Origin of the sequence: Natrinema sp. CGMCC1.2065, assembly GCF_051225675.1 — an archaeon.
Taxonomy (GTDB): domain Archaea; phylum Halobacteriota; class Halobacteria; order Halobacteriales; family Natrialbaceae; genus Natrinema; species Natrinema thermotolerans.
On the sequence record NZ_JBPJSJ010000024.1, the window covers coordinates 1 to 13117 of the forward strand.

Annotated in this window: 11 protein-coding genes; 8 read left to right on the forward strand and 3 right to left on the reverse strand. The window is 66.8% G+C overall.

Features of this window, described 5'->3' with window-relative positions; genetic code table 11:
- Positions 1 to 60: 60 nt before the first annotated feature.
- Positions 61 to 867, reverse strand: a complete 807-nt coding sequence (locus ACSBP4_RS17750) for a mechanosensitive ion channel family protein (RefSeq protein ID WP_049964470.1) — start codon at positions 865 to 867, stop codon at positions 61 to 63.
- Between the two features lie 599 nt (positions 868 to 1466).
- Between ACSBP4_RS17750 and ACSBP4_RS17755 the strand changes: the two genes are divergently transcribed.
- The 5 genes from ACSBP4_RS17755 (at position 1467) to ACSBP4_RS17775 (ending at position 5213) form a co-directional block, all read left to right on the forward strand.
- A complete protein-coding gene (locus ACSBP4_RS17755) occupies positions 1467 to 2237 on the forward strand; it encodes a creatininase family protein (RefSeq protein ID WP_006648978.1) in 771 nt (256 codons plus the stop codon).
- Positions 2238 to 2316: 79 nt separating this feature from the next.
- Entirely contained in the window at positions 2317 to 2742 is a 426-nt protein-coding gene (locus ACSBP4_RS17760; RefSeq protein WP_006181810.1) for a CopG family ribbon-helix-helix protein, read from the forward strand.
- 239 nt (positions 2743 to 2981) lie between these two features.
- On the forward strand, positions 2982 to 3356 hold the full coding sequence (locus ACSBP4_RS17765; protein ID WP_049964471.1) for a cupin domain-containing protein: 375 nt from the start codon (positions 2982 to 2984) through the stop codon (positions 3354 to 3356).
- Positions 3357 to 3507: 151 nt separating this feature from the next.
- Positions 3508 to 3954, forward strand: coding sequence for a hypothetical protein (locus ACSBP4_RS17770; protein WP_435553036.1), 447 nt, complete (start codon positions 3508 to 3510; stop codon positions 3952 to 3954).
- A 107-nt stretch (positions 3955 to 4061) separates the two neighbouring features.
- Positions 4062 to 5213, forward strand: coding sequence for an acyl-CoA dehydrogenase family protein (locus tag ACSBP4_RS17775; protein ID WP_435553011.1), 1152 nt, complete (start codon positions 4062 to 4064; stop codon positions 5211 to 5213).
- 150 nt (positions 5214 to 5363) lie between these two features.
- On the opposite strand, the gene ACSBP4_RS17780 is transcribed toward ACSBP4_RS17775, so the two are convergent.
- A complete protein-coding gene (locus ACSBP4_RS17780; RefSeq protein WP_006648982.1) occupies positions 5364 to 5936 on the reverse strand; it encodes a HalX domain-containing protein in 573 nt (190 codons plus the stop codon).
- 187 nt (positions 5937 to 6123) lie between these two features.
- Positions 6124 to 8097, reverse strand: a complete 1974-nt coding sequence (locus tag ACSBP4_RS17785) for a 3-hydroxyacyl-CoA dehydrogenase NAD-binding domain-containing protein (RefSeq protein ID WP_435553012.1) — start codon at positions 8095 to 8097, stop codon at positions 6124 to 6126.
- A gap of 115 nt (positions 8098 to 8212) precedes the next feature.
- Here ACSBP4_RS17785 and ACSBP4_RS17790 point away from each other — a divergent pair, with 115 nt between their 5' ends.
- The 3 genes from ACSBP4_RS17790 to ACSBP4_RS17800 all read left to right on the forward strand — a co-directional run bounded on the left by ACSBP4_RS17790 (position 8213) and on the right by ACSBP4_RS17800 (position 12920).
- Positions 8213 to 9358 (forward strand): acyl-CoA dehydrogenase family protein, encoded by a 1146-nt coding sequence (locus ACSBP4_RS17790; RefSeq protein ID WP_006648984.1) that lies wholly within the window; start codon positions 8213 to 8215, stop codon positions 9356 to 9358.
- A 277-nt stretch (positions 9359 to 9635) separates the two neighbouring features.
- The gene (locus ACSBP4_RS17795) at positions 9636 to 10391 is read left to right on the forward strand and encodes a helix-turn-helix domain-containing protein (protein WP_435553013.1); all 756 of its coding nucleotides are present in this window, start codon (positions 9636 to 9638) and stop codon (positions 10389 to 10391) included.
- Between the two features lie 63 nt (positions 10392 to 10454).
- Complete coding sequence (locus ACSBP4_RS17800; protein ID WP_435553014.1) at positions 10455 to 12920, forward strand: heavy metal translocating P-type ATPase; 2466 nt, start codon at positions 10455 to 10457, stop codon at positions 12918 to 12920.
- Positions 12921 to 13117 lie beyond the last annotated feature (197 nt).

Sequence of the window (13117 nt, forward strand, 5' to 3'; positions counted from 1 at the left end):
GGGTCCGACTGAGGACCGGGCGCAGCGTCGCTCGGCCGCCTGCGGTCGTCGCCCGCCCGATCAGTCGTCGTCGCTCGGCCCGGGGCCGGGCTCGCGGTCGGTACTCGGACTGCTGCCCGCGCGATCGCGGTCGCCGCTCCGCGACCGATCGCCGGTCGTATCGCCCTCGCTCGGCGTAACCTGACTCGTCCGATTCATCCAGTTATCGATGTTCTCGGCGACGTAATCCTTGCCGCCCCAGCCGAAGGCGACGCCCGCACCGATGGCGATCGCCGCGCCCAGCCCCCACGCGAGCGCTCGAGCGAACACGTAGAGGATGCCGACATCGATCCCCATCGTATCGAGGCCGATGACGATCGCGGTGAAGTAGAGGAACATCCGCGCGCCGGTCGCGAACCAGGTCGTGTAGGCCGTCTCGGTCGCGGCCCGGGTCCGTTCGATGGCGTCGCCGATGAAGTCCGCAACGACGAATCCGAAGGTGATCACCAGCAGACCGGCGACGAACGCGGGCAGGTACGAGACCGCCGTGGAAATCCACTCCGATAGCATTGCGATCGCGAGTGCGTTCGCGGCCGCGAGGATCGCGAGGCCGTAGACGAACCACTTCGCGAGCGTTCCGAAGGCGTGTGAGACCGCCCGTTCGGTGCCGCCGAGGATGCGTCCCAGTGGCGTCTCGAGGACCATCCGATCGAGTTCGACGCCGTCGGCGAGCCGGCGGACGACGCCGGCCGCGACGCGCCCGAGGACCCAGCCGATCGCGAGGATGATCAGCGCGCCAACCAGCCGCGGGAGGAACGTGACCAGCTCCGCGATCGGGTCCTGCAGCCAGTCGGGGACCTGTGCTTGAGCGGGGTACGGTGGGATCATGGACAGTGGGAGTTGGTGTCGTCCCGGCTTCGTAATTGAGTGCGTACGGATTGGTATCGAAATCAACCTGTTTCGGCGGCGGCCGCCGCGGCGATTGAAGTGTCCGTTACGGCGAATTGCGCGCTGGCCGTACCGTGCCGGTCCGATGGGATTTCCGAGCGGACCGGCGGTCGTGCCGGTCTCGATCGGGCGGGCGACCCGCGAGCCTGCGGGCGATAAACGGCTATTGGGGCCGATCGAACCAACGGCCGGAGACGTACCGGCACGCGGGCGACAGGAACGGTCGACCGCCACTGACCGAACATGTCCAGTTTCACTCATGGGCTGCCCCGGTGACGCGCCGCCGTCGGCCGGTGACGTCGGTTTCGAGGGCGGTGTCGCGGCCGGTCCGCCGAGGGTCGACGGGGCGACCGCCAGACGGGAGCGCCAGTGAACGGCGTCGGGCCCCGCGTTCGGTAATCCCGTTTTACCGAGATCGGGGCTGCAGCGGCCGCGTTCGCCGGAACGGTGGCGTCACGCCTTACGTCCGACGGTGCCACAGCACGGTCACGTACTGCCGTTATACCCATGCTTAGGAGGATCCGCGCACGAGGGGCAGTATGTACCTCGCCGACCACGCGTGGCCCGACCTCGAGTCGTACTTCGAATCGGAGTCGCTGGCGCTGGTGCCGCTGGGATCGACCGAACAACACGGCCCGCATCTGCCGGAGGCGACCGACCACCTGATCGGGGAGGCGTTCGCCCGCGAGGTAGCCGACCGGACGGGCTATCTCTGTACGCCGACGATCAACGTCGGCGTCAGCGGCCACCACCGGCAGTTCCACGGGACGATGTGGGTCGAACCGTCGGCGTTTCGCCAGTACATGGAATCGTTGACCCGGAACCTCACGACCCACGGGATCGACCGGGTGATCTACGTCAACGCCCACGGCGGCAACGTCCAACACCTGCGCGAGGTCGGGAGCCGACTCCGACAGGAGGGCGTCGCCTACGCCATCGAGTGGATGTGGGACGAGTCGATTCCGGACCTGGTCGACGACCTCTTCGAGCAGAACGGCCCCCACGGCGGGCCCAAGGAGACCGCGATGATCCAGTACCTCGAGCCGGAGTTGGTCCACGACGACCGCCTCGAGGAGGCCAGAGACACTGGGGTCCCGAGCGTCGAGGACGCCGACACGGTCAAACACGGCTCGCGGACGTTCTTCGACGCGGCCGACAACACCGACAACGGCGTGTTTGGCGACCAGACGGACGCGTCGGCCGAGAAGGGCGAGCAGTTGTTCGAGGCCGCGAGCGACCAACTCGTCCAGTTGAGCGAGTGGCTCGCCGCACAGGACTTCGAAGACTTACTCCCGAACGACCACGTCTGAGCCACCGACTGCGGTCGTCCGACCCTGTCCCGGCCACGGCAATGATAATCCTTAATAGCAACTTCTGCCGAGTTATTATATGGCAGTCGTCAGCGTCTCGATGCCCGACGAACTCTTGGAGCGACTCGACCAGTTCGCCGACGAACACGGCTACACCGGCCGGAGCGAAGTCGTCAGGGAGGCCTCACGGAACCTGCTCGGGGAGTTCGAGGACACCCGCCTCGAGGACCGGGACCTGATGGGAATCGTCACCGTCCTCTTCGACTACGAGACCACCAGCGTCGAGGAGCGGATGATGCATCTGCGCCACGAACACGAACACCTCGTGGCCTCGAACTTCCACAGCCACGTCGGCGATCACTACTGTATGGAACTGTTCGTCCTCGAGGGCGAACTCGAGGACATCTCGGCGTTCGTCGGGAAGATCCGCGCGACCAAGGACGCGCTGACGGTCGATTATTCGGTCATTCCGGTCGACAGTTTCGATCCGCTCGCACAGGGATAGCGGCGAGTCCGCCGACTCTCGGCCAGCAGCGATCCCCACACCGGCTCCGTCGGCCACTGTGACTCCCGGTCCTACCCGAACGCCTCGCCGATCTCGAGGACTGCGCCTGCATGACCGCGAGCGGTCGGTTCGTGCCGTTGACCGACACCGCGGAGCGGCCGCGGCCGGCTCGCTGCCGACCGGCCCGAACCCGTTCGGCAGTCAGTATCGTTTTACTGTCGTCTCCCGAATGGATCCGTATGACATACCGGAAGGTCAACTACGAGGAGGTCGAGGAAGTCTCGAGCGCGATGCACTTTCTCAGCGATCCGCTCGAGACCGAGCAGGTCGGGGTCACGGTCGCGCGGTGCGATCCCGGCTGGAACAGCAAGCCCCACGACCACACCGACAACGGCCACGAAGAGGTCTACGTCCTCATCGAGGGAGCGGCAACGGTCGTCGTCGACGATGACCCCGTGGCGATGGAGACCGGCGATGCGTTGTGGCTCCCGCCCGAATCGACCCGCCAGATCCGCAACGGGGACCGCGAGAGCGCGTTCGTCCTCGTGAGCGCGCCCAGCATCGCCGACGAGGACGGCGACGAGGAGTGGTCGCTCTCGGGCTTTGCGGGCTAGCCTCGAGTCGCCGTGTGGTCGGCGGTCCGAAGCGAAACCGGTGGGGATCGGCAACCGCGACCCTCGCACGAGGACCGGCGGGACGGTTTAGTGGGCTGACGTGGTCGCCGTCCGTAGGTGACTCCTGATCTACTCGAAACATCACGCGGCGATCTCGTTCGTCGTCGCCGGGGTACTGGCCGTCCTCCTGCCACCGGTCACCCTGCTGGGCACGCCGATCCCGACCCCGGCGGTCGTCGCCTACGGCACTGCCGCCGGCGTCTGTATCGACGTCGATCACTTCCTCATCGCCCGGCTCAAGACCGGTCGCTGGGACGCGCTCCGGTTCTGTCTCACCCATCCGCGCGCGACGATCACGGACCAGTCCGAGATCTTCGACCCCGGCGACGTCGGCGTCCTCTCGCGGCTGTTGAGCCACGTCGTCATCGCCGGCGTCGTGGTTCCGGCGCTCGCGCTGGCGAGCGTCCCGCTCGCGGTCGTGACCGCCGGCGTCCTCTATGCCCACCTGCTAGCCGATCTCGTCTGGGATCGCCACCTGCTCGAGTCCCACGCCGATGCGGCTGACTCGATCGCCGAACTGGTGCGGACCATCGGGTAGCCGCCGATCACGGGCGAGCCCCGACCGCGTGGGACTCGAGCGGGCGTCGTTCTCGGGTTGCAATATTCGCCCGCGGCTATTTCCTTTGTGCGATCGTGTGACAGGACATGGAACTGCTCGACGACGACATCGTCCCCGAACACGCACACGAGATCAAAGCCGAGGCCCGCGAGTTCGCCCGCGAACACATCGAGCCCAACGCCCAGGAGTACTTCCAGTCCGGCGAGTATCCCGAGGAGATCCTCGAGGCGGGTCGCGAGGCGAACCTCGTGGCACAGGACATCCCCGAGGAGTGGGGCGGGCGGGGGCTGGATCTGGCCCAGCTGCTCGCGATGACCGAGGAGTTCTATCGGGCCGACGCGGGAATCGCGCTGACCCTGCAGCTGGCGAGTTTCGGCTGCGAGATCACCTACGAACACGGCACCGACGAGCAGTGCGAGGAGTACATTCGTCCGGTGGCGGAGGGCGAGCAACGCTCCGGACTCGCCGTCTCGGAGCCCGAGACCGGCAGCGACCTCGCGGGGATGCAGACCACGGCCGAGAAAGACGGCGACGAGTACGTCATCAACGGCGAGAAGTACTGGATCGGCAACGGCGTCGAGGCCGACTGGATCACCCTCTATGCCCGCACCGGGGACGACGAGGACAACCGCTACGGCAACCACTCGATGTTCATCGTCCCGACCGACACCGACGGCTACGAGGCCGAACACATCCCCGAGAAGATGGCGATGCGGGCCTCGAAGCAGGCCCACATCGAGTTCGACGACTGCCGGATCCCCGCCGAGAACGTGATCGGATCGGAGGGGGACGGCTTCATGCTGCTGGCGGACTTCTTCAATCACGGCCGGGTGGCCGTCGCCGGCCACGGGCTGGGCATCGCCGCGGCCGCGATCGAGGAGGCCTGGGAGTTCACCCACGACCGCGAGGAGTTCGGCAAAACGATCAGCGACTTCCAGTCCGTCCAGCACGGGCTCGCGGACATGCTGCTGGAGTTCGAAAGCGCCCGGACCCTCGTCTGGCGCGCCCGCGAGAAGGTCGCCGAGGAGGACAACGCGGGCTACTGGGCAGCGATGGCGAAGACGAAAGCGACTGAAACGGCCGTCGACGTCGCGGAACAGGGCATGCAGTTCCACGGCGGCCGATCGATCCTCGACGAGCGGCGGATCGCGCGCGTCTACCGCGACGCCCGGATCCCCGTCATCTACGAAGGGGCAAACGAGATCCAGCGCAATCTGATCTACGGGCAGGCGGAGTAGCAGTAGCGAACGCGATTTCGTTGTTCGGTCCCAATCGGAACTGCTGGTCCGCGAAGTGGTTCGAACGCACTGATAAAGTGAAGCAGTCGCTACCGGCCACACAGGTGGACAGTCACCACGGGCGAGAGCGGAGGGGAGTCGCTTCGAGTCCTAGTTCTCGGACTGGAGGTCCTGGAATGCACCCACGAAATCGTCGTGCGAGGACATCCCCGAGACCGTCTCGTCGACCCGTTCCTCGAGGCGGTCGACGCGGTCACAGAGGTCCTGATACTCCTCGTTGTCCGCGAGTTCGCGGTCGGCCTTCTCGGACTCCAGCAGCGCCTTCTTCGAGACGAGCGCGTAGTACTCCTGGATGTCGGATTCGTAGTCCGAGCGGTCGGCGACATCTTCGACCATGTCGACGAGTTCGTCCTTCGAGACCGGCTTGACGAGGTAGTCATCGAACCCCATTTCGATGATGTCGAAGTCCGGATCGACGGCCGTTACCATGACGACCCGGGAGTCGTAGCCGGCTTCGCGGATCTGCTCGAGGACCTCGTCACCGGAGAGCCCCGGCATCCGTCGGTCCAGCAGGACGACCTCGACGGAGTCGGCCATTTTCGAGAGCGCTTCCTCTCCGTCGTACGCCGTTTCGACGGTCCAGTCGGCCTGGAGCCACGCGGCGAACAGATCCGCGAGCCGTGCCTCGTCGTCGACGACGAGGACCGATGGCCCGTCACTCATGGGGAACCTCCGTTCTCTTCATCGTTACAGCCACGGGACATCCATGGTACCTCTGGGTGATAAATCTCGCGACCAGAACTCAAATATCAGACAATAATGGTGGGCAAATAGGTGGTATGCTGCCGGTCTCCGCCACGAGTCGGCACGGGTTCTCACTGACCGGCCGCTGGCGACAGCGGGCGTCGCCTTACTGCCCCTCGAACTCCGGCTCCTCGTCTTCCATGAAGGCCGTGATTCCCTCCATCAGGTCGTCGGTCCCCATCAGGTGCCCGAACGCGGAGGCCTCGTACTCGAGACCGGACTCGGTGTCGTCACGGCCGGCCAGCATCGCGCGCTTGGTGAACTTCTGGGCGATCGGCGGGCCGCCCGCGAGGTCGGTCGCCAGCTCGAGGGCGCGGTCCTCGAGGTCGGCGTTGTCGACGATCTCGTTGACGAAGCCGTAGTCGGCCAGCGTCTCGGCGTCGTAGCGCTCGGCGGTGAAGATGATCTCCTTCGCGCGGCCCTCGCCGACGATATGCTTGAGTCGCTGGGTGCCGCCCCAGCCCGGAATGAGGCCGAGGTCGATCTCGGGCTGGCCGAACTCCGACCGGTCGCTGGCCACGCGGAGGTCCGCACAGGTCGCCAACTCCATCCCGCCGCCGAGACAGAAGCCGTCGATCCCGGCAACGACGGGCAGATCACAGGCCTCGAGCTTGCCGAACGTCTGCTGGCCCAGTCGCGAGAGTTCCTGGCCCTCGATCGGGTCGGCACCGCTGCCGGCCATGCTCTGGACGTCCGCGCCCGCGGAGAAGGCCTGCTCGCCCTCGCCGGTGACGAGGATCGCACGCACCTCGTCGTCGGCCTCGAGGTGGTCGATCGCGGTTGATAGCTCCTCGAGGAGTTCGTCGCTGATGGTGTTCATCCGGTGCGGGCGGTCGAGAACGATCTGTCCGACGTAGTCGGCGGGGTACTCGAGTCGGATCGTCCCGAAGTCGACCCCCGATGCGTCCTCGTCGTCGTCGTAGAAGCCACCGGCCTCGGCTCGTTCTCCGAGGTAGTCATCGGGCGCGTATCGCTCGTGACCCGTCTCCTCGTAGGCGTCCTCGAGGGTCTCGTGTAGCGTCTCGAGACCGTAGTCGTCGACCAGCGCAACCGGGCCGTCGGGGAAGCCGGCTCCGAGCTGGACGGCCTCGTCGATCGACGCCGGCGGGGCGACGTCGCCGCCGATCAGCTTCGCAGCCTCGTTGGCGATCGTCGCGAGCAGGCGCTGTTCGACGAACTCCGATCCTTCGTCGGTTGGGATCTGGACGCCGTCGCCGTCCTCGTAGTCGTAGAAGCCCTTGCCGGTCTTCTTGCCCAGTTCCTCGTTCTCGACTTTTGCCTCGAGCAGTGGGGCCGGCTCGTAGGCCTCGCCCAGCACCTCGTTCATGTACTCGAGGACGTGGTAGCTGACGTCGTTGCCGACCTGGTCGCCGAGTTCGAAGCTGCCCATCGGCAGGCCCATGTCGTATTTCGTCGTCGAGTCGACCTCGGCGATCGTCGCCTCGTCGTTGCTGACGAGCCACGCGGCCTCGTTCATCAGCGGCACCAGAATGCGGTTGACGATGAATCCGGGCGAGTCCTTGTGGACCCGAACGGCCGTCTTGCCGAAGTCCTCGGCGAGGTCCTCCGTCACCGAGAGCGTCTCCTCGCTGCTTTCGGCACCCGAAATCACTTCGACCAGCTGCATCCGGACCGGCGGGTTGAAAAAGTGCATCCCGCAGAAGCGCTCCGGTCGCTCGGTGAACTCGGCGAGGTCGGTGATCGAGAGGCTCGAGGTGTTCGTCGCGAAGATCGCATCGTCGGGCGCGACCGCCTCGAGGTCGGTGTAGACGTCTTCTTTGATCCCCATCTGCTCGGGGACCGCCTCGATGACGAAGTCCGTGTCCGCGACGGCCTCCTCCATATCGACCAGCGGCGTCACTCGGTCCTTGGCGGCGTCGGCTTCCTCGTCGGTGAGCCGGTCGTTCTCGGCGAGTTTGTCCAGTGACCACTCGATCTGCTCGTAGCCGTTCTGGACGAACTCCTCTTTGATGTCGCGCATGTTCACGTCGTACCCGGCCATCGCGGCGACCTCCGCGATACCGTGACCCATGTTGCCCGCACCCAGAACTGTGATGGTGTTGATGTCCTCGAGTTGCATGCTCGAAAATCCTATTCGGACCCGTTTCAACGTTTCCCTCTCACTTAATGGGAACTGGAGTTTGGTTTACTATCGGTTACAAAGCTCTTTACCGTTCCGATCGTAAGGGTCGTTCATGGAATTCGGACTCAACGAAGAACAGGAGCAGATCCGCGACGAAGTTCGCCGGTTCGCCGAGAACGAGATCGTGCCCCACGCCGAGGAGTACGACACCGAAGAGAAGTTCCCCCACGAGATCGTCGACAAGGCCGCCGAGATGGGGCTGGTCGGCACGTCGATCCCGATGGAGTACGGCGGGGCCGGCTACTCCACCCTCGAGTCGGCGCTCATCGCCGAGGAACTGTTCTCCTACGATCCCGGCATCGCGCTGTCGATCATGGCCTGCTCGTTCGGGACCGAGGCCATCAGCGAGTTCGGGACCGAAGACCAGAAAGAGCGCTACCTCGAGCCCGTCGCGACCGGCGAGAAGATCTCGGGCGCGGCCATCTCCGAGCCCGACACCGGGTCGGACGTCTCCTCCGTGTCGACCCGTGCCGAGAAGGACGGTGACGAGTGGGTGATCAACGGCAACAAGATGTGGATCACCAACGGCTCGGTCGGCGACTACTTCGTCGTCCTCTGTAAGACCGACCCCGACGCCGACAGCCGCTACGGCGGCTTCAGCCAGATCATCGTCGAGTCCGACCGTGACGGGTTCTCCGCCGACAAGATCACCGGCAAGCTCGGCATTCGGGCCTCCGACACCGCCGAACTCATTCTCGACGACGTCCGCGTTCCCGAGGAGAACCTCGTCGGCGACGAGGACGCCGCCTTCCTCCAACAGATGCAGTTCTTCGACGCCACCCGGACCGGCGTCGCCGCGCAGGGACTCGGTATCGCCAAGGGCGCGCTCGAGGCCGCCCGCGAGTACGCACAGGACCGCGAGCAGTTCGGGCAGTCCATCTCGGAGTTCCAGGCAATCCAGCACAAGCTCGCGGAGATGGCCACCGAGACCGAGGCCGCACGCAACCTGACCTACAAGGCCGCCTGGAACGTCGACCAGGGCAACGACATCACCAAGCTCGCCTCGATGGCCAAGGAGTACGCCTCCCGCGTCGCCGTCGACGTCGCCAACGAGGCCGTCCAGATCCACGGCGGTGCCGGCTACGTCAACGACTTCCCCGTCGAGCGGTTCTACCGCGACTCGAAGATCACCCAGATCTACGAGGGCACCACCGAGATCCAGAAGAACGTCATCGCGCGGGAACTGCTGGACGAATAGGAGCGGAATTTCGAAAAGCGCCGGAAGACGAATCGCGCCTTCCGAACTCTCGTTCACTTCGTTCACGAGAACACCTCTCTTTCCCCTCCGCTCGGCTCGCGCCGACGCCGCTCGTCTTATCACGGCGCGTAGCGCCGCGCTTTCGGTCGCTCGCGGTCGTCGTCGGGTACCCGCCTGCCCTCTCCGGGCCCCGCGGCTCTCGCAGTCGCTCGAGTCCCGCTCCCGGCCGTCCTCGCACCCAGCAACGCTTTGCCCCGCGGGAGCCTACGACGGCGCAATGAGAGAGTTCGTCTTCGCCCTCGAGTACGAGCCCGGCCACAACGGGGTGGCGGATACGCTCGCCGACCACCCCGACGCCCGGATCCGTTCGCTGTCGCTGCACGCCACCGACGAACGGCTCTGGCGGGTCGACCACGCCACCGGTACGCGGACGGCCCTCGCGGACATCGAGGCGGCCTTCCGCGACAGCGATTACTACGCGGACTGTCTCGCGACCGAGGACTGTGGCGCGACCCAGACCACGCAGGTCCTCGACCGCACCGACGACACGCTCGTCCTCTACTCCGACTGGGAGCGCACCCCTACCTGTGCGTCCGTCCCGCACATCGCCCGCGATCACCTCGGCGAGGGCATCCTGTTCGAGACGCGCCACGAGGGACGCCACTACACCTGGCGGATCGTCCACTCCGGCGAGGGTGACGTGGCAGCCTTTTTCGACGCACTCGAGGCGGCGGTCGGTGACTGCGCCCGGATGGAGATGCTCCGGGCGGCGACGGCGGAAACCGACGCACCGACGGGCGACGCGAACGGCGAGGCGAACGGCCTCGCCCCCGAACAGGAGGCCGCGCTCCGGGCCGCGGTCGAACACGGCTACTACGAGTCGCCCCGGGCGGTCGACGTCGGCGACCTCGCCGACCACCTCGACGTACCCCGATCGACGCTCACCTACCGGCTCCGTCGGGCCGAGGAACGGTTGGCCAAGGGATACGTTTCGGACGAGCGATTCGCCGACGGCCCATCGACGCGGCTCTAGCGTTCGTGGACTTTGGAATATTCCAACCAAGGCTTATCGAACTGACGCCCCTACCACGACGTAATGAGTACTGAATCGGACGCGACGCGGGAAACGGACGGGGGCGGGCAGCGACGGGAGCTGACCGCCCGACTCGCCGTCCCCGAGATGGACTGCCCGTCCTGTGCGGGGAAGGTCGACAAGAGCCTCGAGCGCGTCGAGGGAGTGGCCGACGTCGATCTCAATCCGACCACCGGGACGGCCACGGTCACGTACGACCGCGATCGAACCAGCGAGGCCGATGTGGTCGCGGCGATCGAAGGCGCCGGCTACGAGGTCACCGGAGGAACGGCCGACGACGGGGCGACGGAATCGGACTCGAGCGGCGACGGCGTCGACGTCGCGCCGCCCTCGGAGGTCTGGACGAGTCCCCGCGCGAAGAAGACGTGGCTCGGTGCGGTCTTCGTCACGCTCGGACTGGGCTTCGAGTTCCTCCTGACGGGCGGGAACGTCGCGGTGGCGAGCGTCCTCGAGTACCCGCTTCACGTCGCGGATCTGCTCTTTCTCGGGGCGGTCGCCGTCAGCGGCGTCCCCGTCGTCCGCAGCGGCTACTACTCCGCGAGAAACCGGAGCCTCGATATCGACCTCCTGATGGGGACGGCGATCATCGCCGCGACCGGGATCGGCTACTTCGTCGAAGCCGCGACGCTCGCGGTTCTGTTCAGCATCGCCGAACTGCTCGAGGACTACGCGATGGACCGGGCGCGGGACTCCCTGCGAGAGCTGATGGAGCTGTCGCCGGACGAGGCCACAGTCATGCGCGACGGCGAGGAGGTGACCGTCGACGCGGACGACGTGGCGGTCGGCGAGACCGTCGTCGTCCGGCCCGGGGACAAGATCCCGCTCGACGGGACGGTCCGTGAGGGCGAGAGCGCGGTCGACGAGTCGCCGATCACCGGCGAGAGCGTCCCCGTGGACAAGTCGACCGGCGACGAGGTGTACGCCGGGACCATCACCGAGGGCGGCTACCTCGAGGTCGAGGTCACCTCGACGGCGGGCGACTCGACGCTCTCGCGGATCATCGAGATGGTCCAGGGCGCACAGGCGAAGCGGACCGAGACCGAGCAGTTCGTCGACCGGTTCGCGGGCTACTACACGCCCGTCGTGGTCGTGCTGGCGATCCTGACCGCCGCCGTGCCGCCGCTTCTCATCGGCGACACCGTCACCGCGGGGGTCGCCGGCTACGAGATCGCGTTCGCCGGCGACTGGGGGACCTGGTTCGTCCGCGGGCTCACGCTGCTCGTGATCGCCTGTCCCTGTGCGTTCGTCATCTCGACGCCCGTCTCGGTGGTCTCGGGGGTCACCAGCGCCGCGCGAAACGGCGTCCTGATCAAGGGGGGCAACTATCTCGAGGCGATGGGCGAGGTCGACGCCGTCGCCGTCGACAAGACCGGCACGCTCACGAAAGGCGAACTCGCCGTCACCGACGTCGTGCCCTGCGCGGCGCCCAGCGCCGCGAACGAGGCGAGCGGTGAAACCGCGAGCCAGGCCGGCGGGACAGACGAGGCGACGCTGCTTCGCTACGCGGCCGGGCTGGAGCGACGCAGCGAGCATCCCATCGCCGCGGCGATTCTCGCCCGGGCCGACGAGGCGGACGTGGGCGACCTCCCCGAGCCGACGGGGTTCGAGAGCCTCACCGGCAGGGGGATCCGCGGGGAGATCGAGGGCGAGACGTACTACGCGGGCAAGCCCGCGTTGTTCGAGGAACTGGGCTTCGATCTCTCACGGACCCGCGCGGACGACCCCTCGTCGGATCCGCGGACTGACGGCGGGGCCGCGCCCGAGAGTGCGCTCGCGGCCGACGAGGGGACCTTCGCCGAGGAGACCCTCGCCGCGCTCGAGCGGGAGGGCAAGACGGTCGTCCTCGTCGGGACGGAGACCGACCTGCTCGGCGCGGTCGCGATCGCCGACGAGGTCCGGCCCGCTTCCAAGCGGGCGGTCGAACGGCTCCACGATCTCGGCGTCGAGCGCGTCGTCATGCTGACCGGGGACAACGAGGGCACGGCGCGGGCGATCGCCGAGCAGGTCGGCGTCGACGAGTATCGCGCCGAACTCCTCCCCGACGAGAAGGTCGACGCCGTGGCGGCCCTCCAGGAGCAGTACGGCGACGTGGCGATGGTCGGCGACGGCATCAACGACGCGCCCGCGCTGGCGACCGCTGAGGTCGGCATCGCGATGGGCGCGGCCGGCACCGACACCGCCCTCGAGACGGCGGATATCGCGCTGATGGGCGACGACATCGGGAGGCTACCGTACCTGTACGACCTCTCGCACACGGCAAACGGCGTCATTCGACAGAACGTCTGGGCGAGCCTCGCCGTGAAGGCCCTACTCGCCGTCGGCGTGCCGCTGGGGCTGGTCAGCGTCGCGGTGGCGGTCGTCGTCGGCGACATGGGGATGAGCCTCGGCGTCACCGGCAACGCGATGCGGCTCGCGAACGTCGAGCCCGACGCACTCACGACCTCCGAGGGCGGCCCCGACGCTCCATAACGCCGCGTCGGCCATCCGGGCGCAAGCGCACTGGTGCGACCTCGGTGGCGACCGGATCGACCGCTCGTATCGATGCTGTAGATAGTCCGCTACGATCGAACGACTGGTATCCGAGCCGACCTTTATTCGCGGCCCCAGATGCGGCGGTAAAGTCGAATATGGCCCCTCGTAGCCCTGAAAGCCATCTTTTGCATCGT